The organism is Mesorhizobium sp. M1088 (assembly GCF_040318575.1).
Classification (GTDB): Bacteria; Pseudomonadota; Alphaproteobacteria; order Rhizobiales; family Rhizobiaceae; genus Mesorhizobium.
Window position 1 is genome coordinate 134,941 of record NZ_JAMYMO010000002.1, and the last position, 22,788, is coordinate 157,728.

The 22,788-nt window shown below is 62.8% G+C and carries 19 protein-coding genes; 12 read left to right on the forward strand and 7 right to left on the reverse strand.

The window, feature by feature from the left end; all coding sequences use genetic code 11:
* Positions 1-37 precede the first annotated feature (37 nt).
* Entirely contained in the window at positions 38-937 is a 900-nt protein-coding gene (locus NKH49_RS03405; protein WP_352613836.1) for a LysR family transcriptional regulator, read from the reverse strand.
* A gap of 194 nt (positions 938-1,131) precedes the next feature.
* On the opposite strand from NKH49_RS03405, the gene NKH49_RS03410 reads away from it, so the two are divergent.
* Both NKH49_RS03410 and NKH49_RS03415 read left to right on the forward strand, forming a co-directional pair.
* The gene (locus NKH49_RS03410) at positions 1,132-1,773 is read left to right on the forward strand and encodes a DUF47 family protein (RefSeq protein WP_352613837.1); all 642 of its coding nucleotides are present in this window, start codon (positions 1,132-1,134) and stop codon (positions 1,771-1,773) included.
* On the forward strand, positions 1,773-2,780 hold the full coding sequence (locus NKH49_RS03415) for an inorganic phosphate transporter (RefSeq protein ID WP_352469990.1): 1,008 nt from the start codon (positions 1,773-1,775) through the stop codon (positions 2,778-2,780). The genes NKH49_RS03410 and NKH49_RS03415 overlap by 1 nt, the downstream gene beginning before the upstream one ends.
* Before the next feature lie 41 nt (positions 2,781-2,821).
* On the opposite strand, the gene NKH49_RS03420 is transcribed toward NKH49_RS03415, so the two are convergent.
* Entirely contained in the window at positions 2,822-3,199 is a 378-nt protein-coding gene (locus NKH49_RS03420) for a VOC family protein (RefSeq protein WP_352469991.1), read from the reverse strand.
* Positions 3,200-3,393: 194 nt separating this feature from the next.
* On the opposite strand from NKH49_RS03420, the gene NKH49_RS03425 reads away from it, so the two are divergent.
* The 5 genes from NKH49_RS03425 to NKH49_RS03445 all read left to right on the forward strand — a co-directional run bounded on the left by NKH49_RS03425 (position 3,394) and on the right by NKH49_RS03445 (position 9,671).
* Entirely contained in the window at positions 3,394-4,578 is a 1,185-nt protein-coding gene (locus NKH49_RS03425) for an Mrp/NBP35 family ATP-binding protein (protein WP_352925182.1), read from the forward strand.
* Positions 4,579-4,815: 237 nt separating this feature from the next.
* Positions 4,816-6,621 (forward strand): IlvD/Edd family dehydratase, encoded by a 1,806-nt coding sequence (locus NKH49_RS03430; RefSeq protein ID WP_352613838.1) that lies wholly within the window; start codon positions 4,816-4,818, stop codon positions 6,619-6,621.
* 316 nt (positions 6,622-6,937) lie between these two features.
* On the forward strand, positions 6,938-7,771 hold the full coding sequence (locus NKH49_RS03435; RefSeq protein WP_352613839.1) for a chromate resistance protein ChrB domain-containing protein: 834 nt from the start codon (positions 6,938-6,940) through the stop codon (positions 7,769-7,771).
* Positions 7,768-9,156, forward strand: a complete 1,389-nt coding sequence (chrA, locus tag NKH49_RS03440; protein WP_352613840.1) for a chromate efflux transporter — start codon at positions 7,768-7,770, stop codon at positions 9,154-9,156. Before NKH49_RS03435 ends, chrA begins: the two co-directional genes overlap by 4 nt.
* Positions 9,157-9,272: 116 nt before the next feature.
* Positions 9,273-9,671 carry a hypothetical protein gene (locus NKH49_RS03445; RefSeq protein WP_352469996.1) on the forward strand — a complete coding sequence of 133 codons (399 nt, stop codon included), beginning with the start codon at positions 9,273-9,275 and terminating at the stop codon, positions 9,669-9,671.
* Positions 9,672-9,717: 46 nt separating this feature from the next.
* Here the strand turns inward: NKH49_RS03445 and NKH49_RS03450 are convergent, their stop codons facing one another.
* The 3 genes from NKH49_RS03450 to pdxR all read right to left on the reverse strand — a co-directional run bounded on the left by NKH49_RS03450 (position 9,718) and on the right by pdxR (position 14,338).
* Entirely contained in the window at positions 9,718-10,947 is a 1,230-nt protein-coding gene (locus NKH49_RS03450) for an aromatic ring-hydroxylating oxygenase subunit alpha (RefSeq protein ID WP_352540459.1), read from the reverse strand.
* A 115-nt stretch (positions 10,948-11,062) separates the two neighbouring features.
* On the reverse strand, positions 11,063-12,652 hold the full coding sequence (locus NKH49_RS03455; RefSeq protein ID WP_352540460.1) for a trimethylamine methyltransferase family protein: 1,590 nt from the start codon (positions 12,650-12,652) through the stop codon (positions 11,063-11,065).
* A 192-nt stretch (positions 12,653-12,844) separates the two neighbouring features.
* On the reverse strand, positions 12,845-14,338 hold the full coding sequence (pdxR, locus tag NKH49_RS03460; RefSeq protein WP_352925184.1) for a MocR-like pyridoxine biosynthesis transcription factor PdxR: 1,494 nt from the start codon (positions 14,336-14,338) through the stop codon (positions 12,845-12,847).
* Between the two features lie 255 nt (positions 14,339-14,593).
* On the opposite strand from pdxR, the gene pgi reads away from it, so the two are divergent.
* Both pgi and NKH49_RS03470 read left to right on the forward strand, forming a co-directional pair.
* Positions 14,594-16,237 carry a glucose-6-phosphate isomerase gene (gene pgi / locus NKH49_RS03465; RefSeq protein WP_352613841.1) on the forward strand — a complete coding sequence of 548 codons (1,644 nt, stop codon included), beginning with the start codon at positions 14,594-14,596 and terminating at the stop codon, positions 16,235-16,237.
* A 5-nt stretch (positions 16,238-16,242) separates the two neighbouring features.
* Entirely contained in the window at positions 16,243-16,965 is a 723-nt protein-coding gene (locus NKH49_RS03470; RefSeq protein ID WP_352448533.1) for an HAD family hydrolase, read from the forward strand.
* Here the strand turns inward: NKH49_RS03470 and NKH49_RS03475 are convergent.
* Positions 16,949-17,605: a class I SAM-dependent methyltransferase gene (locus tag NKH49_RS03475; RefSeq protein WP_352613956.1), complete on the reverse strand. Its 657-nt coding sequence runs from the start codon at positions 17,603-17,605 to the stop codon at positions 16,949-16,951. The two genes, NKH49_RS03470 and NKH49_RS03475, sit on opposite strands and share 17 nt — an antisense overlap.
* Positions 17,606-17,690: 85 nt before the next feature.
* Positions 17,691-19,436, reverse strand: coding sequence for a long-chain fatty acid--CoA ligase (locus NKH49_RS03480; protein WP_352613842.1), 1,746 nt, complete (start codon positions 19,434-19,436; stop codon positions 17,691-17,693).
* 46 nt (positions 19,437-19,482) lie between these two features.
* Here NKH49_RS03480 and NKH49_RS03485 point away from each other — a divergent pair, with 46 nt between their 5' ends.
* The 3 genes from NKH49_RS03485 (at position 19,483) to NKH49_RS03495 (ending at position 22,787) form a co-directional block, all read left to right on the forward strand.
* Positions 19,483-20,034: a hypothetical protein gene (locus tag NKH49_RS03485; RefSeq protein WP_352871231.1), complete on the forward strand. Its 552-nt coding sequence runs from the start codon at positions 19,483-19,485 to the stop codon at positions 20,032-20,034.
* Between the two features lie 94 nt (positions 20,035-20,128).
* Positions 20,129-21,721: an ABC transporter substrate-binding protein gene (locus NKH49_RS03490; protein ID WP_352448537.1), complete on the forward strand. Its 1,593-nt coding sequence runs from the start codon at positions 20,129-20,131 to the stop codon at positions 21,719-21,721.
* A gap of 58 nt (positions 21,722-21,779) precedes the next feature.
* Positions 21,780-22,787, forward strand: coding sequence for an ABC transporter permease subunit (locus tag NKH49_RS03495; protein ID WP_023676822.1), 1,008 nt, complete (start codon positions 21,780-21,782; stop codon positions 22,785-22,787).
* The last annotated feature ends 1 nt before the right edge of the window (position 22,788 follow it).

A 22,788-nucleotide genomic window follows, 5' to 3' on the forward strand; every position in this document is an offset into this window, starting at 1 on the left:
AATTTTCTATCGTTCGCGTTCACCAGCATTGTCTAGACTAGCGGCGGCCGTGGAAATCGTCCGCCAGCGCCATTGCCTCGTCCAACAGCGCCGAGACCAGCGGCGTGTGCGGTTCGCGCCGCGCCGCCACCAGCCCGACCGTGTGGCTGGCATCCGGCTCGACGATCGGGATCGCCCGGATCGGCTCGGAAAAACCGAAGGTTTCCGCAAGGTTAAGCGGCATGATCGACGACCATTTGCCGGTGCGGATATGCGAAAACAGCACGATCATCGAGTTGGATTCCAATGTCGGCCGCACCTGCACGCCGGCTTCGGCCAGATGCTGGTCGATGATGCGGCGGTTCTGCATGTCCGGCGTCAGCAGGCAGAGCGGCAGCTGGCTGAGTTCCGCCCATGTCACTTTGTCGCGGTCGAAATAGGGGTTCCCGACCGCGGTGATCAGCTGATAGCGCTCGTCATAGAGCGGCACGCTAGTGACGCGTCCGAGCGGCTCGTTGTCGAGATAGGTGATGCCGGCGTCGATGTCGAAATTGCCGAGCAGCGATAGCACCTCAATCGAGGTGCGCGACAGCACCGAGAAGGTGACGCCGGGATGCTTTGCCCGAAACGGCGTCGTCAGTCGCGCCACCATGGCCAGCGCCGTCGGGATCGCGGCGATGCGGATGCGCCCCGACAGGCCGTGGCGCGCCGCCCGCATCTCCTCGCGCATGGTCCTGCTATCGCCGACGATGCGGCGCGCCCACACCAACACCTGCTTGCCTTCCGGCGTCAGCCCCTGGAAGCGCGAGCCGCGCAGCACCAGCATCACGCCGAGCTGACCCTCCAGCTGCTTGATGCCGGCCGAAAGCGTCGGTTGGGTGACGCCGCACACCTCCGCCGCCCGGCCGAAATGTTCTTCCTTGGCAAGTGCTATGAAGAATTCCAGCTTATCGATCATGCCGTCGGGAGCCTGTCACGGACGCTGTGTCCGATCTTAGCGCGCAAGGTCGGGGAAATCGCCTTCGGCCGCAAGCCGCCTGTGTAAATCGTCCGCATCCACATCTTTCAGCCGGCTTACTGTTTCCCGCGATGGAATGCGGCGCTATGTGGATGAGACGGGGTCGTGGACTGGACACGACGGGAGTACCGAACATGCTGGGCTGGTTCCGCAAGCTTTTGCCGCGCGAAGATCGCTTCTTCGACCTGTTCGAGCGGCATTCCCGCACCGTGGTCGGTGGCGCCGAGGCACTGCAGCAGCTTTTGCAGGGCAACGACATCGACCGCTGGTGTCAGACGATCATCGATCTCGAGAACGAAGCCGATCAGATCACCGCGGAAGTGCTGCTGGCCGTGCGCCGCTCCTTCATCACGCCCTTCGACCGCGGCGACATCAAGGACCTGATCCAGTCGATGGATGATGCCATCGATATGATGCACAAAACCGTCAAGACGGTAAGGCTGTTCGAGAAGAAGGAATTCGACCCGCTGATGCAGGAAATGGGAGGTGTCATCGTCGAGGCCGCCAAGTTGGTGGCCGAGGCGATCCCGCTGCTCGGCAAGGTCGGGGCGCATACGGTGCGCCTCAACGCCATCGCCGAGGAGGTCATGCGCGCCGAAGGCCGGGCCGACGACCTGCACGAGCAGGGCCTGAAGGACCTGTTCAAGCGGCACGGCCGCAGCGATCCGATGGCCTATCTGATCGGCAGCGAGATTTACGGCCAGCTGGAAAAGGTGGTCGATCGCTTCGAGGACGTCGCCAACGAAATCAGCGGCATCGTCATCGAGAACGTATAGTGTCAGAAGCCGCAATAGCCTTTCCCGTGCTGGTCGGCCTTGTCGTCGTCGCGCTGTTCTTCGATTTCCTCAACGGCCTGCACGATGCCGCCAACTCCATCGCCACCATCGTCTCCACCCGGGTGCTGCGGCCGCATTATGCGGTGTTCTGGGCGGCCTTCTTCAATTTCATCGCCTTCATGTTCTTCGGTCTTCACGTAGCGGAGACGCTCGGAACCGGCATCATCGACGCCAGCATCGTCACGCCGGCAGTAATCTTCGCAGCACTTGTCGGCGCCATCGTCTGGAATGTCGTCACCTGGCTCGTCGGAATCCCGTCCAGCAGCTCGCACGCTCTGATCGGCGGTTTGGTCGGCGCCGGCGTTGCCAAGGCAGGCACCGGTGCCATCGTCTGGGCCGGGTTGGGCAAGACGACGGCGGCCATCGTGCTGTCGCCGGCGGCAGGCTTTCTGCTGGCGCTTGTCTTGATCCTCGCGGTCTCGTGGCTGTTCGTGCGGCAGACGCCGTTCGCCGTCGACAGCACCTTCCGCGTTATGCAGTTCTTTTCCGCCTCGCTCTATTCGCTCGGCCATGGCGGCAACGACGCGCAGAAGACCATGGGCATCATCGCCGTGCTGCTCTATTCGCAAGGCATGCTCGGCGCGAATTTTTACGTGCCGCTGTGGGTCGTCATCACCTGTCAGTCGGCGCTGGCGCTGGGCACGTTGCTCGGCGGCTGGCGCATCGTCCACACCATGGGCTCGAAGATCACCCGGCTGAACCCGATGCAGGGTTTCTGCGCCGAGACCGGCGGAGCGATCACCCTGTTCGCCGCCACCTGGCTCGGTATTCCGGTATCGACCACGCACACGATCACCGGCGCTATCATCGGCGTCGGCGCCGCCCGCCGCGTCTCCGCCGTTCGCTGGGGCATTGCCGGCAACATCGTGGTCGCATGGATCGTCACCTTGCCGGCAACCGCGGCGATCGCGGCTCTCACCTACTTCGCGGTCGGTCTGGCAAGGTGATGTGAGCATCATGGCGCCTGGAGCCGCCTCTGGCGCGGCGACTACCGGTCCACAAGATTCAGGATGTTGCCGTCCGGATCCCTGAACCATGCGACCTTCATGCCGTGACCGACATGGATGTCACCCTCAAGCGTCAGCCCGGGCATGTCGTAATGCTCGAAGGTCACGCCCTTCGATTTCAATGCCTCAACGATCTTGCCGAGTTCGTCGCCGACCGTCCATGTCACAGCCGTCGCCTTGTTGGTCCCAGCGAAGTTCGAACGGTAGACGTTGATGCTGGTGTCGCCGCTTTTATAGACGATCAGTTCGCCACCTTCATTGTGCACCTCTTTCAGGCCAAGGACCCCTTCGTAGAATGCCCTGGCCTTGGCCAGGTCCTTCACGGCGAGATTGGCCGTCGCGTTGCTGTTTGCGAGCATGATTCGTCTCCTTCCCTGGCTGTCATTCCATGCTCATGAAATAGGCTGCGCTGACGATTTGGCGACGGCTGCTCCCACTGGAAATGCCGTCATATGCTCGCTGCCTCCCCGATACGCCGCTGCAATTGGTGGTCCATCGCTTGGTTCTGTTCCGGAACTGCATTATCTGGAGCGGAAAAGTAGAGGAAAAACTCATGCCCGCCGCCAATGAAAACGTGACCAAGGAAATCGTTATCGAGCGCCTGAAGACGGTCAATGGGCCGGATTTCACCGGCAATATCGTCGACCTCGGCCTGGTTTCCGAGATTTTCATTGCCGATGCCAAGGTGTTCTTTTCGATAACCGTTCCCGCTGCCCGTGCCCAGGAGATGGAACCGCTGCGTGCGGCGGCCGAACGTGTCGTCAAGGCGATCCCCGGTGTTGCCGGCGCCGTGGTCGCGCTGACGGCGGAAAAGAAGGGCGGCGGCATGGAGGCGCCGGTTCCGCAAAGACCGGCTCAGAGGCCCGCTCCGCCGGCCGCACCTGCGCGTCCCACGCCGCAGGCGCCCGCCTCGCACAGCCAGAGCAAGCGCGGCGTACCCGGCATCGAAGCGATCATCGCCGTCGCTTCCGGCAAGGGCGGCGTCGGCAAGTCGACCACCGCCGTCAATATCGCCCTTGGGCTTGCCGCCAACGGGCTGCGGGTCGGGGTGCTCGATGCCGACATTTATGGCCCTTCCATGCCGCGTCTGCTCAACATTCGTGGCAGGCCGCAGACCGTCGACGGCAAGATCCTGAAGCCGATGCAGAATTATGGCCTCAAGGTCATGTCGATGGGCTTCCTCGTCGATGAGGAGACGCCGATGATCTGGCGCGGGCCGATGGTGATGTCGGCATTGACGCAGATGCTGCGCGAGGTCGAATGGGGACCGCTTGATGTGCTCGTCGTCGACATGCCGCCCGGCACCGGTGACGCCCAGCTGACCATGGCCCAACAGGTGCCGCTGGCCGGCGCCGTCATCGTCTCGACGCCACAGGACCTGGCCCTGATCGATGCGCGCAAAGGCCTCAACATGTTCAGAAAGGTCGACGTGCCGCTATTGGGTATCGTCGAAAACATGAGCTATTTTCTCGCCCCCGATACGGGAAAACGCTACGACATCTTCGGCCATGGCGGCGCCCGCCGCGAGGCCGAGCGTCTCGGCGTCACCTTCCTTGGCGAAGTGCCGCTCGAGATGGGCATCCGCGAAAGCTCCGATGCCGGCACGCCGGTGGTGGTCTCCAAGCCGGATGGCGCTGAGGCGAAAATCTATCGCGACATCGCCGCCAAGGTCTGGGACCGCGTCAATGAAGAGCGCGGCGCGGCCGAGGCTGCAGTGCCGAGCATCGTGTTCGAGTGATGCGGATGTCCCTCCCCAAGTGGGCCCCTTGAGGGGGAGGGTGGCCGGAAGGGTCAGGTAGGGTCCGCGGCGACGCGCTCCAACTCTCCGGGATAGCGGGCTGACAAACCACGATCCCGTCTGGCGCGGAGGCAGATGTATGTCTTTCGTACCAAAGAGCGGATTCGGATGGCGCGTGCCCCTTGCCTGCTCCCGCGCGTTGTCATATCGATTTGTCATACAAATACGGAGACCACGATGGCAGGCGCCCCCACCCACAAGAAGAAATTTCGCTCGCAGGAGTGGTTCGACAATCCCGACAATCCGGGCATGACGGCACTCTATCTGGAGCGCTACCTGAATTACGGGCTGACGCGGGCCGAACTGATGTCCGGCAAGCCGCTGATCGGCATCGCCCAGACCGGCTCGGACCTGTCGCCCTGCAACCGCCATCACATCGAACTGGCCAAGCGCGTGCGCGAAGGCATCGTCTCGATGGGTGGCATCCCTTTCGAGTTCCCTTGCCACCCGATCCAGGAGACCGGCAAGCGGCCGACTGCTGCACTTGACCGCAACCTTGCCTATCTCAGCCTGGTAGAGGTGCTCTACGGCTATCCGCTCGACGGCGTAGTGCTCACCATCGGCTGCGACAAGACGACGCCAGCCATGCTGATGGCCGCGGCCACCGTCAACATTCCGGCTATCGCGCTTTCGGTCGGCCCGATGCTCAACGGCTGGCACAAGGGCAAGCGCACCGGCTCCGGCACCATCGTCTGGGAATCGCGCCAGCGCCTGTCGGCCGGCGAGATTGGCTATGACGAGTTCATGGATATCGTTGCCTCCTCGGCGCCGTCGACCGGCTATTGCAACACGATGGGTACCGCCACCACGATGAATTCGCTGGCCGAGGCGCTCGGCATGCAATTGCCGGGCTCGGCCGCTATCCCCGCCCCCTATCGCGAGCGCGGCCAGATCGCCTACGAGACCGGAAAGCGCATCGTCGACATGGTGCATGAGGATCTGAAGCCGTCCGACATCATGACCCGTAAGGCCTTCGAGAACGCCATCGTCGTCAACTCGGCGATCGGCGGCTCGACCAACGCGCCGATCCACCTCAACGCCATCGCCCGCCATCTCGGCGTGCCGCTCGACAATGACGATTGGCAGAAGGTCGGCCTCAACATACCGCTCATCGTCAATCTGCAGCCGACGGGCGAATATCTCGGCGAGGACTATCACCATGCCGGCGGCGTGCCGGCCGTGGTCGCCGAACTGATGAAGGGCGGCCTGCTGCCCTATCCGGAAGCCATGACAGCTAATGGCAAGACCATCGGTGACAATTGCAGGGGCGCCGTCAACGAGAACCTCGACGTCATCCGCACGGTTGCCGAGCCGCTGAAAGCCAATGCCGGCTTCATCAATCTCAAGGGCAATCTGTTCGATTCGGCGATCATGAAGACCAGCGGCATCTCGCCCGAGTTCCGCGAGCGCTATCTGTCGAACCCGAAGGACCCCGAAGCCTTCGAGGGCAACGCCATGGTGTTCGACGGGCCCGAGGATTACCACGCCCGCATCGACGATCCGGCACAAGGCATCGACGAGCACACCATCCTGTTCATGCGCGGCGCCGGCCCGATCGGCTATCCGGGCGGCGCCGAAGTCGTCAACATGCAGCCGCCGGCCTATCTGATCAAAAAGGGCATCCACGCGCTGGCCTGTATCGGCGACGGCCGCCAGTCGGGCACGTCGGGTTCGCCCTCGATCCTCAACGCCTCGCCGGAAGCCGCCATCGGCGGCGGGCTGGCGCTGCTGAAGACCGGTGACCGCGTCCGCGTCGATCTGCGCAAGGGCACCGCCGATATCCTCGTCAGCGACGACGAGATCACGCGGCGGCGCACCGAGCTGCAGAACAATGGCGGCTATCACTATCCCAAGCACCAGACGCCGTGGCAGGAGATCCAGCGCGGCATGGTCGACCAGTTTTCCGAAGGCATGGTGCTGAAGCCGGCGGTGAAATACCAGGATGTGGCGCATACAAGCGGGGTGCCGAGGGACAATCACTGACCAGGGTCCGTCGCACGAGCCAGCCGCCGGTGCAGGCAATTTGCCGAGGTCAGCGCCAGGAGGGGTAGGGGTGGGGTACATCGTACAGCGAAAGCCTCGGCTTTCCACTGCGATCGCCTGCCGCTAATGGGCAGAAATGCCCGGCACAGGGTTGGACGCGGTTATTTGTCAACAGCGATTGCTCCCGCGAGAACGGCAATGCTTGACAAGCGGGCGTGACAAATCCACGATCATCGCAAGGGGTGCATCGCGACGACCCCGTGAGGCGTCAGCCCAACGTTCGCGTCCAAGCTTCTCTTTCAAGGAGGTGGACGCCATGCCGTCAACAACCGCTATCACTGTATCGCAACTGTCCCGTCTGATTGGGCTGCCGGGTGCACCCGCAATCATCGACGTCCGCATCGACGATGACTACAACGCCGATCCGCGCCTGCTGCCGGGGTCGGATCGTCGTGATTTCAGGAGTGTCTCGAACTGGGCTGCTGACTTCGCCGGCAGGCAAGTGACAGTTGTCTGCCAGCAGGGAAAAAAGCTCTCGCAAGGCGTGGCCGCATGGCTACGGCAGGAGGGCGTTGCCGCCGAATCGCTCGATGGCGGGTTTGAAGCGTGGCGCGATGCCAAGGGCCTTCTCGTTCACGCCGACAAGATACCGCCCACCGATGCCAAGGGCCGCACCGTTTGGGTGACGCGTACGCGCCCGAAGGTCGACCGCATCGCCTGCCCCTGGCTGATCCGGCGCTTCATCGATCCTCACGCGGTCTTTCTCTTCGTCGAGCCGGCCGAAGTGGCGGCCGTCGCCGATCGCTTCCAGGCCGTGCCTTTCGACATCGAGAACGTGTTCTGGAGCCACCGCGGCGAACGCTGCACCTTCGACACCATGATCGAGGAGTTCGGGCTCAAATCCGAAGCGCTCGATCGCCTGGCCACGATCATACGCGCTGCCGATACTGCGAGCCTCGATCTTGTTCCACAGGCGGCCGGGTTCCTGGCCGCCTCGCTTGGCCTGTCACGGATGTTTCGCGACGATCTGGAGCAGCTCGAGGCCGGCATGCTGCTTTACGATGCGTTCTTCCGCTGGTGCCGCGATGCCACCGAGGAGGCGCATAACTGGCCGGCCGCCGGCGCAGTCAGCGCGGGCAAACCATCGTGAGCGCCGTCCTTTCGAAAAAGCCGGCGGAGATTCAGGAGCCCGCTGTGCCGAGCTTCCGGCAGGCCGTGAAGGTCTGGGCAAAAATCGGGGTGCTCAGCTTTGGCGGCCCGGCCGGGCAGATCGCGCTCATGCACAAGGAACTGGTCGAGGAACGGCGCTGGATCGGCGAACAGCGCTTTCTGCATGCGTTGAACTACTGCATGCTGCTGCCTGGCCCCGAGGCCCAGCAACTCGCCATCTATATCGGCTGGTTGCTGCACAAAACGGCCGGCGGCCTTGTTGCCGGCATTCTCTTCGTCGTGCCGGGCGCGCTTGTCATGCTCGTCCTGAGCAGCCTCTATGCGCTCTATGGCGATGTACCACTCGTCGCGGCGCTGTTTTTCGGGGTCAAGGCGACCGTGCTCGCCATTGTCATCGAGGCGGTGATCCGGATCGGCAGACGCGCGCTGAAAAACCCGATCATGGTGTCGATCGCACTCGCCGCCTTCATCGCCATCTACGCGTTGAACGTGCCGTTTCCGCTGATCGTACTGCTTGCCGGCCTGACAGGCTGGATCGGCAACCGCAGTGCGCCGGCATTTTTTTCAGGCGCCTCGCATGGCAAGGGCGATGTTCCCGACATCAAGGGCGTGGTCGATCTGATGTTCGAGCGCGGCGAACTGACCCACGTCAGGCCGACACGATGGCACGCGCCGCGCACTTTGGCGATCTGGCTGCCGATCTGGCTGGGGCCTGTTCTGCTGGTCTGGGCTTTCACCGGCCCTGCCAGCGTTTGGACTCAAATCGGTGGCTTCTTCAGTGTCATGGCGGTCGTCACCTTCGGCGGCGCCTACGCAGCCCTTGCCTATGTCGCGCAGGCAGCGGTCGAGTACTTCGGCTGGCTGGCACCCGGTGAAATGGTCGACGGCCTTGGACTTGCCGAAACCACGCCGGGTCCGCTCATCCTGGTCTTGCAGTTCGTCGGCTTCGTTGCCGCGTTCCGCCAGCCGGGCTTGCTGGCGCCGCTGGTTGCCGGACTGTTTGGCGGGCTGTTCACGCTGTGGGCGACGTTTACCCCATGTTTCCTATGGATATTCCTTGGCGCGCCTTACATCGAAGCGCTGCGCGGCAACAAGGCACTGTCGGCGGCGCTCGGTGCGATCACCGCCGCCGTCGTCGGCGTCATCATGAATCTCGCTCTATGGTTCGGCTTGCACGTCATCTTCGGCGAAGTGCGCAATGTCGGGCTTGGAATGGACGTGCCGGTGCTTTCATCGATAGACTGGCGCGCGGCGCTGCTTTCCTGTGCCTCGATGATCGCCATTCTGAAGCTGAAGATCGGTATCCTGCCGACGCTTGCCGGATCGGCGCTGGCCGGTGTCTTGTTGCTGGCGGTAAGTAGCTGATGCCTGCAAGGACTTGAAGCGCATCGCCTGAATCTACTTAAACGCGACGCTTGGATGCCGCTGCCTTTGTATTCCGCTTGTGAACCACCTAACTGGTTGGGAACGGTTGGACCATTATGGCGCAACGGCGTTCTTCCCTCGGCTTCCTTGGAATGTTCGGTCGCTCGGGCGACTTGAGGCAGCTCGACGATGCATTGCGCGGCGCCGATCTGCATCCCGCCCTTGTGCCGGAGGGGGTAAAACTCACGATCGTCAATCTGATGAAGGATCACTGGCCCGACGAGCCGCCGCCGGGCATCTATGCGTCGGTGGCACAATTGTGCAGCTATTGCATCGCGGGTCCCGAAACCTTCGAGCAAGCCAATGGCCATCAACGGACGCTGGAAGCCGAGCGCCGCATCGAGGCGGCACTTGAGGCCGGCGACAGCTTCGACGCACAGATCGTGCTGATGACGCTGCATGCCAAGCTGATCAACGCCGAAGTCGTCGACCGATACGGGCTCAGCGCGGAATGACGCGACAGGCAAGATCTGCCGGATCCCCCCGCGGCAGCCGAGTCGATCAAGCCCGGCTGATCTCCTCAAGATACCAGCCGATGTAGCGCAGTTCGTTGTATTCCATCGGCGCGATCGGCCCCGGCACGAAATAGTGCGAGCGCACGCCACGCGCTGTGTGCTCGATGATCTTCTTGTCCTCTTGGGTGGTGACCTTCCACAGCCAGGTCAGCTTCTCCAGATCGTAGTCCTGGCCCTCGACCGCGTCGCCGCGCACCAGCCAGATCAGCTCCATCTCGCAGGTGCCCGCGGTTTTCGGGATGAAGCGGTAGATCATGCCGTGATCGGGATAGCACACGAGGAAGGTCGTGCCGCCGAGATGGATGGAGGTGACGCCACCGTCATAGTCGGTGAAGCGGCCCATCAGCGGGGCCACCGGCGAGCCATCCTGGCTGCCGCTCGAAACGCCATCATAGAGCGCATAGCGGAAGGTATGGATTGCTTCCTGACCGGCCGCCGAGTTCTGCCAGCGGTTGGCGCTGCCGATCTCGATGCCGAGCGCGCAGGTGCGCTGCTCCATCGCCGCGTTGAGCTGCTCGATCATCTCGGCCGGCTTTTCCAGCGCATGCGTCTGCGAATATTCCGGATGCGCCGGCCCGCAATGGTAGCATTCGACATAGTTCTCGACGGCGAGCTTCCAGTTGGCGTCGAGCGGATAGGACTGGCGATACGCCACCTTGGCGTCGCCCCAGCCATACTGGCCGCAGCTTGTGCGCAGCGACTGTTCGATTGGATCGAAATCGAGCGGCGTCTCCGCGAAGGAAATGAAAACCAGCCCGGAGGCAACGCGGACATGAAGCTTCTTCAGCCCGTGCGCCGTGCGGTCGAAATCCTTCGGCATCAGGCGGGCAGCGCGCAACGACCCGTCATTGGAATAGGTCCAGGCGTGGTAGGGACACACGAACATCTTCGCGTTGCCCTTCTCCTTGGTGCAGACCTCGGCGCCGCGGTGGCGGCAGACATTGAGCATGGCATGCACGGTGCCGTCCATGCCGCGCGTCAGGATGACCGCCTCATCGCCCAGTTTGAACAGCTCGAAATCGCCGGGGTTCGGGATAACGCTGGCATGGGCCAGGCAATGCCAGTGGCGGCGAAAGACACGTTCCATGTCACGCTCGAAGATCGCCGGGTCATGATAGAAGGCACGCACCAGGCCGTGGCCGGGCCGGTGAGACGCCACCAGCCGATCGATCGCGTCGCCGTCGGTGTGGGCTTGCAGGATAGGATGCGCACTCATTTGTCGTTCTGCCCGATGGTTGGTCCTGGGGCAATTCCAGGAAAACTGTGAAGCGGTTTTCCGTCCGGAATTGGCTCTGGGTGGTGGCTGTATGGCTGCACGAACTCGTCTCCGGTCAGCCGCCCATATACGTGCGCGGCAGGTGGATCAGGCTGCCGAAGCGGGCACGCAATCTGTCGTCGACCTGTTTTGGCACGTGGCGCGGAAATCGTTCGGCAAGAATGCGTTTCTTCTCGGTGATCGCCCGCAGCAATATATCAGGTCGGCCTTTTTCGTTCCATTCCTTCGGTGAGGAACGATCGGCGAAGGCGGGATAGAGATGATCGGTCTGCATCAGCTTGAGCGTTTGTTCGCTGTCGAGATAGTGGCCTGGGCCTTTGAGGCAGACCTCGGTGATGCTGTCGATCGACAGGGCCTCGTCAGTCACGTCGATGCCACGTGCGCAGCCCAGGCAATGACCGAGCATGTCGTTGTCGATGACCAGGCTCTCCAGGCAGAAGCCGAGCAGCGAGGCATGCATGCCGGCCGCCTCGTAGACGAGGTTGAGGCCGGAGAGGCCGGCCATCACATTGGTGATGCCCTTTTCGTAGCCGGATTGAATGTCGGGCAGTTTCGAATCCGTCATGCCAGCGGCCGAGCCGCCGGGCAGATCGTAGAATTGCGCCATCTGGGCGCAGGCCGCCGTTGCCACCGACTGCTCGGCCGACCCGCCGGCCATGGCGCCGGTACGCAGGTCCGACATGAACGGCCAGGCGCCGAAGATCGCCGGATGGCCCGGCTTGAGCGCATTGACATAGACCAGGCCGGCCAGTACTTCGGCCACCGCTTGCACGACGGCGCCGGCCATCGCCGCAGGTGCTGTGGTGCCGGACTGGCCGGTCGAGAGCAGCAGGATCGGGATGCCGCCTTCAACGCAAGCCTCGAGCACGCCGCAGGCATCCTCGGCGAACTTCATCGGCGGCACGACGAATGAGTTAGAGTTAGAAACGAATGGCCGGGCGCGGAAATTCTCCTCGCCGCCGGCGATGGCGTACAGCATTTCAAGCGCCGGCTTCACGTTCTCACGCACGGTGAAGGATGTTCCGACGTGCTTCGATGTCCCCATCACACAGGCATAGAGCGTGTTGAAATCCATCTCGAGCGGATCGGCGATGTCGCGCGCCACCATCGGCCGCTGGAAGAAATGGATGTTGTCCAGCCCATCGACGATGCGGGCAGCATCATAAATGTCCTGCAGCTTGGATTCGCGGTACTCGCGCTTCTCCAGATCCACCAGGTGCACGGCGATACCTGCCGTGCCGTAGTGCACGCGCTTGCCCTGGACCACCATGTCGTGCCTGGCGTCCTGGCCATGAAGTGTGAAATGTCGTGCCGCCCGCTTGATGGTGTCGAGCACTAGCGCGCGCGGAAAGCGCACACGGTCGTCGTCGCCATGGACCGCCCCCGCCTTGGTCAGCACCTTTATGCAGGAAGGGATGGCATTGGCGAAACCCACCGTCTCCAGGAGCGTCAGCACGCCCTCGTGGATGCGCTCGCAGTCATCCCCGCGCAGCGGCCCGTAGCTGCCGCTCTCGATGGCCTGGTGTCGTGGTCCGGTGTCCTCCATCAGAGGAGCTGATCGCATGGCATGTCCTGTTTCGCGAAGACCGGAGCGCTGTGGACGACGGTTCGCCGGCGTGTCCTGCTGTTCGACAGCCACTGGCATGGAAGCACTCCACCTTCATCGGCAGGAACTCGCGGCGGTTGGTCCACCATCGGCCTGCTTCGTCCCTCTACACAGCGACTATGCCGCCGGCATTGGCACAGCCTATGTGCCAGCCGGTCCCGTCGAATATGCCAAGGAGCTAAAGAACCGGAGCCGCACCACATGCGCCAGGCTCCGGTCGGGGAAGGGAGATCAGGCCGCTGCCGGCCTGCGTCCAGCTGCCGTCGCCAGTTCGCGGATGCCGGGTTCGATGTGCTGCAACGCGATCGAGGAAATGCCCAAGCGCATGAAACGCGATGGCTTTTCGGTGCGGTCGAAGAAGCGGTCGCCAGGCTCGATGATGACGCTGCGCGAGGCCGCGGCCTCCGCCAGCCCGCGCGAATCGGTGCCGCGCGGCCCCTCGAGCCAGAGCGACGTGCCGCCGGCCGAATCGGTCGAGCGCCACTCCGGTAGGAAGGCGGAAATCGCATGGACCAGACGCTTGCGCCTCTCGTCGAAGGCGCTCGACAGCCGCCGCACCAGCGCCTCGTGATGGCCGAGCGACAGGAAGAGCGCCACGGCGCGCTGGTTGTTCGCCGGCGGATGGCGCAGCATGAAGCGGCGTAGCGCCCGAAGCTCGGAGATCAGCCCGGCCGAGGCGACGATGTAGCCAAGCCTCAGGCCGGGAGCCAGCGTCTTCGACATCGAGCCGACATAGACGACGCGGCCGGAGCGATCGAGGCTCTTCAGCGCCTGCTGCGGCGCCTCGTCCAGGAGCTGGCTGTCATATCCGTCCTCGATGATGATCTGGTTGTGCCGGTTGGCGCGCGCCAAAAGCTCCTGCCGCCGCTCCGCCGACAGCGGCACCATGGTCGGGCAATGGTGGCTGGGCGTGACGAAGACGAAGCCGGAATTATTGGGAATGGCCGAGGTTACGATGCCGGAGTGGTCGACCGGAACCGGCTGGATCTCGGCGCCGGCCAGCCGGAAGATCGAACGTGCATCGGGATAGCCCGGGTCCTCCATCGCCACCTTGGAGCCCTTGGTCATCAACAGCGTCGCCAGCATGTAAAGCGCGTTCTGCGCGCCCAACGTCACGATGATCTCGTCCGGATTGGCGAAGATGCCGCGTCGCGGCAGCAGCCGTGCCTGGATCTGCTCGATCAGGAGCGGATCGTCGCGGTCGACCATGTCGGATGCCCAGTTGCGGATTTCGAGCACCGCCAACGCCATGCGGTTGCACTCGCGCCATTCGGCGGTCGGGAACAGCGCCGGGTCGAATTGGCCATAGACGAAGGGGTATGACGACTTGATCCAGTTGTCGTGCTTGGCCGGCGGCGGCATGTCGCTCGCCGCGATCTGCCGACGCGCCTTCCAGTCGATCTCGTTGGCCTGGTCGGGCGCCTTCTGGTGCGGCTTGGCCGGCGTCGCCAGCACTTCGGGATTGACGAAATGGCCGCGGCGCTCGCGCGCCACCAGGAAGCCCTGGTCGACCAGCTGCTGGAAGGCCAGCACCACGGTGCCGCGCGCCACGCCGAGTTTTTCGGCAAGAATCCGGCAGGACGGAAGCGGCATGGAAGCCGCGATCTGCCGGTCGAGGATGGCGGCGACGATCGCCTGGCGGATCTGCGCCTGCAGGGTCTGACCGGATTCCGCCGAAATCCGGAACAGGCCGGACCAAATGGCCGTGTCGTTTCGCTGTGGCATGGGAGATGTTCCTCGATGGCCAGCTTTTTTCACATGGCTGGACCAGTCGAATGTACCGGTGGCACAAGGTGTTGCGCCAATCAATTTTTCTGATCGCTGGGATTTATGCCAGTGATCCTTTGAGCCGGCCCACGCTGCGCTGCGGCATCGCTGCGCATTGAAACAGATGGGATTCGACCCGATAGTTTGCCGCGACGACACGCGCCGGAAACATCCGGCCTGATAAGATGCATCTCAAGAGACCGGAGCGAAGCAGTGGATCAATCGTCCTTTCAAAAGCAGCTCGACGCATTGCGCGATCACCGTGCGGCCAAATCGGGCTCGATGCGCGAGGCTTTCGCTGCCGATCCGCAGCGCTTCGAGAAATTCTCCGCCAGTGACGGCGACCTGCTGCTCGACTGGTCGAAATGCGCGGTCGATGCGCGGACTATGGAGTTGCTGGAGAAACTGGCTGAGGCCGCTGACCTCGAAGGCCGGCGCGACGCGATGTTTGCCGGCAAGAAGATCAACGTCACTGAAGGCCGCGCCGTGCTGCACACGGCGCTGCGCAACCTGACCGGCAAGGGCATCGTGCTCGACGGCCAGGACGTGAAGGCGGAAGTCCTTGCCGTACTCGACGCGATGGGTGCCTTCGCCGACGCGGTGCGTTCCGGCAAGGCGGCCGGCGCGACCGGCAAGAAGATCACCGACATCGTCAACATCGGCATCGGCGGCTCCGATCTCGGCCCGGCCATGGCGACGCTGGCGCTGGCGCCCTATCATGACGGGCCGCGCGCGCATTACGTATCCAATATCGACGGTGCCCATATCCACGACACGCTGAAGGGTCTTTCCGCCGAAACCACCCTGTTCATCATCGCCTCCAAGACCTTCACCACGGTCGAGACGATGACCAATGCCGAAACCGCGCGCAGATGGGTCGAGAAGGCGCTCGGCAAGGAAGCGGTCGGCAAGCATTTCGCCGCCGTCTCGACGGCGCTCGACCTGGTCGCCAAATTCGGCATCGCGCCCGATCGCGTCTTCGGCTTCTGGGACTGGGTCGGCGGGCGCTATTCCGTCTGGGGTGCGATCGGTCTGCCGGTGATGATCGCCATCGGCCCGAAGGATTTTCGCGCCTTTCTCGACGGCGCCCATGAGATGGACGAGCATTTCCGCACCGCCCCGCTGGCGAAGAACCTGCCGGCGCTGATGGGGCTGGTTGGCTGGTGGCACCGCGTGATCTGCAAATACCCCGCTCGCGCCGTCATCCCCTACGATCAGCGTCTGTCCAGGCTGCCGGCCTATCTGCAGCAGCTCGACATGGAATCGAACGGCAAGAGCGTCACCCTGGACGGCGGCGCTGTAACGACGCCGACCGGCCCGCTGGTCTGGGGCGAGCCCGGCACCAATGGCCAGCATGCCTTCTTCCAACTTCTGCATCAGGGCACCGATTTCATTCCGGTCGAATTCCTCGCCGCTGCCGTCGGCCACGAGCCGGAACTGAAGCATCACCACGACCTTCTGCTTGCCAATTGCCTGGCGCAGTCGGAAGCCTTCATGAAGGGCCGCACGCTTGAGGAAGCCCGAGCGCAGATGCTGGCGAAAGGCATGAAGCCGGCCGATGTCGACAGGATTGCTCCGCACCGCGTCTTCTCCGGCGACCGCCCCTCAGTGACGATCCTCTACAGGAAACTCGACCCCCACACGTTCGGACGGCTGATTGCGCTTTACGAACACCGCGTCTTCGTCGAAGGCACGCTGTTCAACATCAACTCCTTCGACCAGTGGGGCGTCGAGCTCGGCAAGGAACTGGCGACCGGGCTGCTGCCCGTCGTTGAAGGCAAGGAGAACGCCGCAAAGCGGGATGCCTCGACTGCTGGACTGGTGGAATACATCCACCGCTTGCGCGGCCCGGAGTGAAAAGCTTGGCGGACATCAAGGGAATATTGTTCGACAAGGACGGCACGCTCGTAGATTTCAACGCGACATGGCTGGGCATCGCCGACTTCATGGCGATGGATGCGGCCGAAGGCGATCGCTGGAAAGCAGACAGGCTGCTTGCGGCGGCGGGCTTCGACTTCGCCACCAAGCGCTTCAAGCCGGATTCGATTTTTGCCTCCGGCACCAACATGGACGTCGTCGAGCTGTGGTTTCCACGGCTGTCCGACGAGGACCAGATGCTTGCCGTCGCCCGCTTCAACGCCATCACCTCGGCGCAAGGATCGGCAATGGCGGTGGCGCTGCCGGGCGTGGTCGAGACGCTTGGCCTGCTTCACAGAAAATCCTACCGGCTTGGTGTCGCCACCAACGACTCGACCAGCGGCGCGGAAAAGACCCTGGTCACGCTGGGCGTCGCGCAGCTTTTCGACGCCGCCTATGGTTACGACGCGGTGGCCAATCCAAAACCGGCGCCGGATACGATCCTTGCCTTCTCTGATCTGACGGGGCTCAGGCCCTCGGCAATCGCCATGGTCGGCGACAACCGTCACGATCTTGAAATGGCGCGGGCGGGCGGCTGCGGTCTGGCGGTCGGCGTGCTGTCCGGCACCGGCACACGTGAATCGCTGTCCCAGATAGCCGACGTCATTCTGGATTCGGTGGCCGACCTGCCTGATTTTCTTTCGGCGCGGGTCAGCGAGACAGTCTAGACTCGCAGCTAGCTGGTCCGAACGAGAACAGGCCGCTCGGTTTCATCGCCGCATTCCTGCCTTCGCCGACATCCGGCACCTCGTATTCGGCCAGCAGGCGAAGCCGCGAGCGGGGCAGATAGGCGCGGCCCGGATCGCCGATCAGCACGGCGATGCCGGCTGCAAGGCAGCGGTCGAGGAAGGGGACGACCCGGCCGGCGAGATCATGGGCGTAGAACAGGTCGCCGACCACCACGACATCCACCGGTGGCGGCGGACCGCTGGTGATGTCTTCGCCAATGATCATGATAGCGACGCCGTTCGCAGTCGCGTTGAGGCCGAGCGCAACCACACCGTTGCGATCGATCTCGGCCGCGACGACCGCGCTTGCCCCGGCTTTTGCCGCTGCAATGCCGACGAGACCCGAACCGGCGCCGAGGTCGAGCACGCGACGGCCGGCCACGGTCTCCGGCCGGTCGAATATGTAGCGGGCGAGCACCGCGCCGCCGGCCCAGACATAGGCCCAGTACGGTGGCTCCGGTTCAGGTCCGTCTTCTTCGGTCGCATGTTGGTTCCATTCGAGAAGCCGCCTGAGCCCGCTTCCCGGATGGGCGGTGTAAAGCCGAATTTCGGGAAGCGTGGGCACGGGGGCGATCCGCATGTTCGCCCGGATGAACTGTGCCGGGTCCGGGCGCGAACCTATGCTCACGGCGTTGGCGCCGGCGATGCAATCGCTCAAGCTGCGCCTAGCCCCGCAACGCCCGGCGCAGGATCTTGCCGACCGGTGTCTTCGGCAGCTCGGTGCGGAACTCAATATACCTGGGACGCTTGTAGCCGGTCAGGTTCTCACGGCAATAAGCCGTCAGCATGTCGGCGGTCAGTGCCGGGTCCTTCTTGACGACGAACAGCTTCGGCACTTCACCCGAATGCTCGTCCGGCACGCCGATCGCGGCAACTTCGAGTACGCCTGGATGCTGCGCCACCACTTCCTCGAGTTCGTTCGGATAGACGTTGAAGCCGGAAACCAGGATCATGTCCTTCTTGCGGTCGACGATCTTGGTGTAGCCAAGCTCGTCCATGAAGCCCATGTCGCCCGATTTGAAGAAGCCGTCCTCGGTCATCACCTTGGCGGTCTCGTCCGGCCGGTTCCAGTAGCCGGCCATCACCTGCGGTCCGCGGATGCAGATTTCGCCGACTTCGCCGAGCGGCAAATTGTTGCCGTCGTCGTCGCGGATCGCGATCTCGGTCGAGGGCAGCGGCAGGCCGATCGTGCCGGTGTAAACGCCGTCGCTGAATTTGTTGATCGTTGCTCCCGGCGAGGTCTCGGTGAGCCCGTAGGCCTCGCTGATCGGGCAGCCGGTCAGCACTTTCCAGCGTTCGGCGATGGCCCTCTGCACCGGCATGCCGCCACCCAGCGTCAGGATCAGCGGCTTGAAATCGAGCTTGCGAAAATCCTCATTATTGAGCAGCGCATTGAACAGCGTGTTGAGGCCCGGAAAGATGTGGATCGGGTATTTCTGCAGCTCCTTGACGAAGCCGGGAATGTCGCGCGGATTGGGGATGAGGACATTCTGCGCGCCTTGCTGCATGCCTACCAGCACGTTCGCCGTCAGCGCAAAAATGTGATAGAGCGGCAGCGCGCAGAGGAAGTTCAGATGCGCCGGCTTCGGCTTGACGGTAAAAGCGTCTTCGGCCCACAGCGCGTTCTGCGCGACGTTCGCCAAAATGTTGCTGTGCAAAAGCATCGCGCCCTTGGAGATGCCGGTCGTGCCGCCCGTGTATTGCAGGAAGGCGATGTCGTCGGCCGTGACCCTTGCGGGCCTAAAGGCCTTGCCTGTGCCCGCCTTCAGCGCGGCGTTGAACTTGACATGGCCGGGCAGCGACCATGCCGGCACCATCTTCTTGACGCGGCGTACAACGAAGTTGACGATCGTTCCCTTGAGCCCGCCGAGCATGTCGCCCATCGAGGCGACCACGACATGCTTGACCGCGGTCCTGGCGATCACCGCTTGCAGGGTGCAGGCAAAATTTTCGAGGATGACAATGGCTTGAGCGCCGGAATCCTTGAGCTGGTGCTCCAGCTCGCGCGGCGTGTAGAGCGGATTGATGTTTACCACGACATAGCCGGCGCGAAGCACTGCCATCATCGCCACCGGATATTGCAGCACATTCGGCATCATCAGCGCGACGCGCGCGCCCTTCTGCAGCCCCGTTGATTGCAGATAGGCGCCGAAGGCGGCCGACTGTCGCTCGAGGTCGGCATAGGTGATCGATTTGCCCATGCAGACGAAAGCCGGCCGGCTTGCAAACTGCTTGCACACGGTGACGAGAAAGTCGCCGATCGAGCTGGAGGGCAGGGCGCCGATCTCGGCCGGCACGATCTTTGGATAACTCTTGAGCCACGGTTTTTCCGGCAGGCCGGCGGCCAGCGACGTGATCGCCTTTGGTAATCTCTTGGCCGGACCTGCCGGCAGTCGTGGCGCTGTCGGCACTGCCTTCGCCGCCGGCTTGGCGGCAGACTTTGCAGCAGGCGCCGTCTTGCCGGTTGCCGGTTTAGCAGCCGCTCCAGCCGTGGTCTTCGCCGCCGGCTTCGCGCTTGCCTTCGCGGTAGCCGTCGGCTTGGCGGCGGCCGCTTTTGACTTGACTGCTTTCGATGTTGCCTCGGCCTTTGCTTTCGCCGCGTTGGTTGTCTTTGCCGGTTTTGCCACCTGTCGCTCCCTCAATCGTTCTTATTGTTTCGGCATGCTTGCGCGCCACCACCGCCCTGATCACAACGATATCCCACGCTTGCCGCAATGTCCGGAACGTGGGAAAATCCGGCACGCTGCCCACCTATCTATGTATTGCCACAAGCGACGGCCGTGCAAGCCTCGCCACCTGGAGTGCGGTAAGACTTGCCGTCAAACCTCTCGGCCGCGACCGGTTTTCGGATGCGCATCTCTTGAACCGAACGGCTCGATTCCCACAATTGGCGGCATCGCCGATCAACAAAAAATTGAAGTCGCTAATAATGTCGTGATCTGCGGATTCGGCTCGTTTTTTCCACAATTTGCCGCGTGTCGGAATTTTTTTCTGCTTCCCGTGGGTTAGGCAAACAAGCAGTTCCAAAGCTAGAAAAACGGTGCTTATATGCGGCCTTCGCGAGCCTGATAGAGGGGCTTGGAAGAACATCAGGGAGTGCTCAATGAAAAAGAAACTGACTTTTGCAGCCGCGTTGCTGGCTGCAAGCGTCCTCGGCGGCATGGCCAATGCAAAACAACTGGTCTATTGCTCGGAGGCTTCGCCGGCCGGCTTCGACCCGTCGCCATGGAGCGGCGGCAACGACTTCGACGCCTCGTCGCGCACCATCTATTCGCGCCTGGTCGAGTTCGAGCATGGCAAGACCACCATCTCGCCCGGCCTGGCCGAGAGCTGGACGGTTTCCGACGACGGTCTCGAATACACCTTCAAGCTTCGCCCGGGTGTGAAATTCCAGACGACCGATTATTTCACGCCGACGCGCGACCTCAACGCCGACGACGTGATCTTTTCCTTCGAACGCCAGTGGAAGAAAGAAAGCCCGTGGTACAGCTATCTGGAAGGCACCGGCTGGGAATATTTCACCGGCATGGGCTTTCCCGATCTCCTGAAGGAAATCGTCAAGGTCGACGACCTGACGGTGAAATTCGTGCTGAACAAGCCTGAAGTCGCGTTCCTGCCGGACCTCGGCATGGATTTCGCCTCGATCGTCTCCAAGGAATATGCCGACCAACTCGACAAGGCCGGCACCAGGCAGCAGTTCACCCAGAAGCCGGTCGGCACTGGTCCGTTCCAGTTCGTCGACTATCAGGTCGATGCGGTCGTGCGCTATGCAGCATGGGACGGCTACTATGGCGGGCGACAGAAGATCGACGATCTGATCTTCGCCATCACGCCCGATCCGGCCGTACGCGCACAGAAGCTGAAGGCGGGCGAGTGCGATATCATGTCATATCCGGCGCCGGCCGACATTGCCGGACTGCAGGCTGACGCGAACCTCAAGGTCGACGAGCAGGAAGGCCTGAACATCGGCTACATGGCTTACAACACGACGCAGCCGCCCTTCGACAAGGTCGAGGTCCGCAAGGCCCTCAACATGGCGGTAAACAAGAAGGCGATCATCGACGCGGTCTATCAGGGCGCCGGCGCGCCGGCCATCAACCCGATCCCGCCGACCATGTGGTCCTATAACAAGGACATCAAGGACGATCCCTATGATCCGGAGGCGGCCAAGAAGATGCTGGCCGATGCAGGCGTCAAGGATCTGTCGATGAAGATCTGGGCTATGCCGGTCAGCCGCCCCTACAACCCGAACGCCCAGCGCGTCGCCGAGTTGATCCAGGCCGACTATGCCGCCGTCGGCGTCAAGGCGGAGATCGTCAGTTACGAATGGACCGAGTATCGCCAGCGAGGCAAGGCTAAGGATCGCGACGGCGCCTTCCAACTGGGCTGGACCGGTGACAATGGCGATCCGGACAACTTCTTTTTCCTGCTCGGTTGCGATGCCATCGGCCAGTCCAATTATGCGATCTGGTGCAACCAGGAATTCGAAGCCCTGCTGAAAAAAGGCAAGGCGACGACGGACGTCGCCGAGCGCACCAAGATCTACGAGGAAGCTCAGGTGGTGTTCAAGCGTGAGGCTCCGTGGCTGACCATCGCCCACTCCAAGGTCTTCATGCCGATGAACAAGAAGGTGTCGGGCTTCGTTATGGACCCGCTCGGCATTCATCGGTTTGACGGCGTCGACGTCACCGAATAAGTTCTGAGAAATTGAACGGCGGCGCTGGACTTCCCGCGCCGCCGTTCTATGAAGCAAGATGCTCCGTTATCTCCTCCACAAGCTCGCTTTGATCATCCCGACCGTGTTCGGCATATCGCTGGCGGCGTTTGCTTTCGTCCGGCTTCTGCCCGGCGATCCTATCCTGGCCCTGGCGGGCGAGCGCGGCGTCAGCCCCGAGCGCTACGCCCAGCTCATCGAGCAGTTTGGCTACAACCGGCCCTATGTCATCCAATACCTGGAATATATCGGCAGGGTCCTGACCGGCGACTTCGGCATATCTATTGCCACCAAGCGGCCAGTGCTCGGCGAATTCCAGGCGCTGTTTCCAGCCACGCTGGAACTGGCGACAGTGGCGTTGATCATCGCCGTCCTGCTCGGCATTCCTGCCGGTATCTTCGCCGCGGTCAAGCGCGGCTCGTGGTTCGACCAGGCTACGATGGGTGTCGCGCTGACCGGCTATTCGATGCCGATCTTCTGGTGGGGGTTGCTGCTCATTATCTTCTTCTCCGGCTATCTCGGCTGGACGCCGGTTTCCGGCCGCATCGGCCTGCAGTATTTCTTCAGGCCGACGACCGGGTTCATGCTTATCGACAGCCTGATCTCCGGCAGGAGCGGCGCTTTCAAATCTGCCGTCAGCCATTTGATCCTGCCGTCGATCGTGCTGGCGACGATCCCGCTTGCCGTCATAGCGCGCCAGACGCGCTCGGCGATGCTCGAGGTGCTGGGCGAGGACTATGTCCGCACCGCGCGCGCCAAGGGCCTGGCGCCTCGCCGCGTCATCGGTCTGCACGCTTTTCGCAACGCGCTGATCCCGGTAGTCACCACCATTGGACTGCAGGTCGGCACCTTGATGGCGGGCGCCATTCTGACCGAGACCATTTTTTCCTGGCCGGGCATCGGCAAATGGATGATCGATGCCATCGGCAAGCGCGACTATGTCGTCGTCCAGAGCGGATTGCTGATCATCGCGCTGATCGTCATGGCGGTGAACCTGATCGTCGACGTGCTCTACGCCGTCATCAATCCGCGCATCCGGGTGCAGTGAG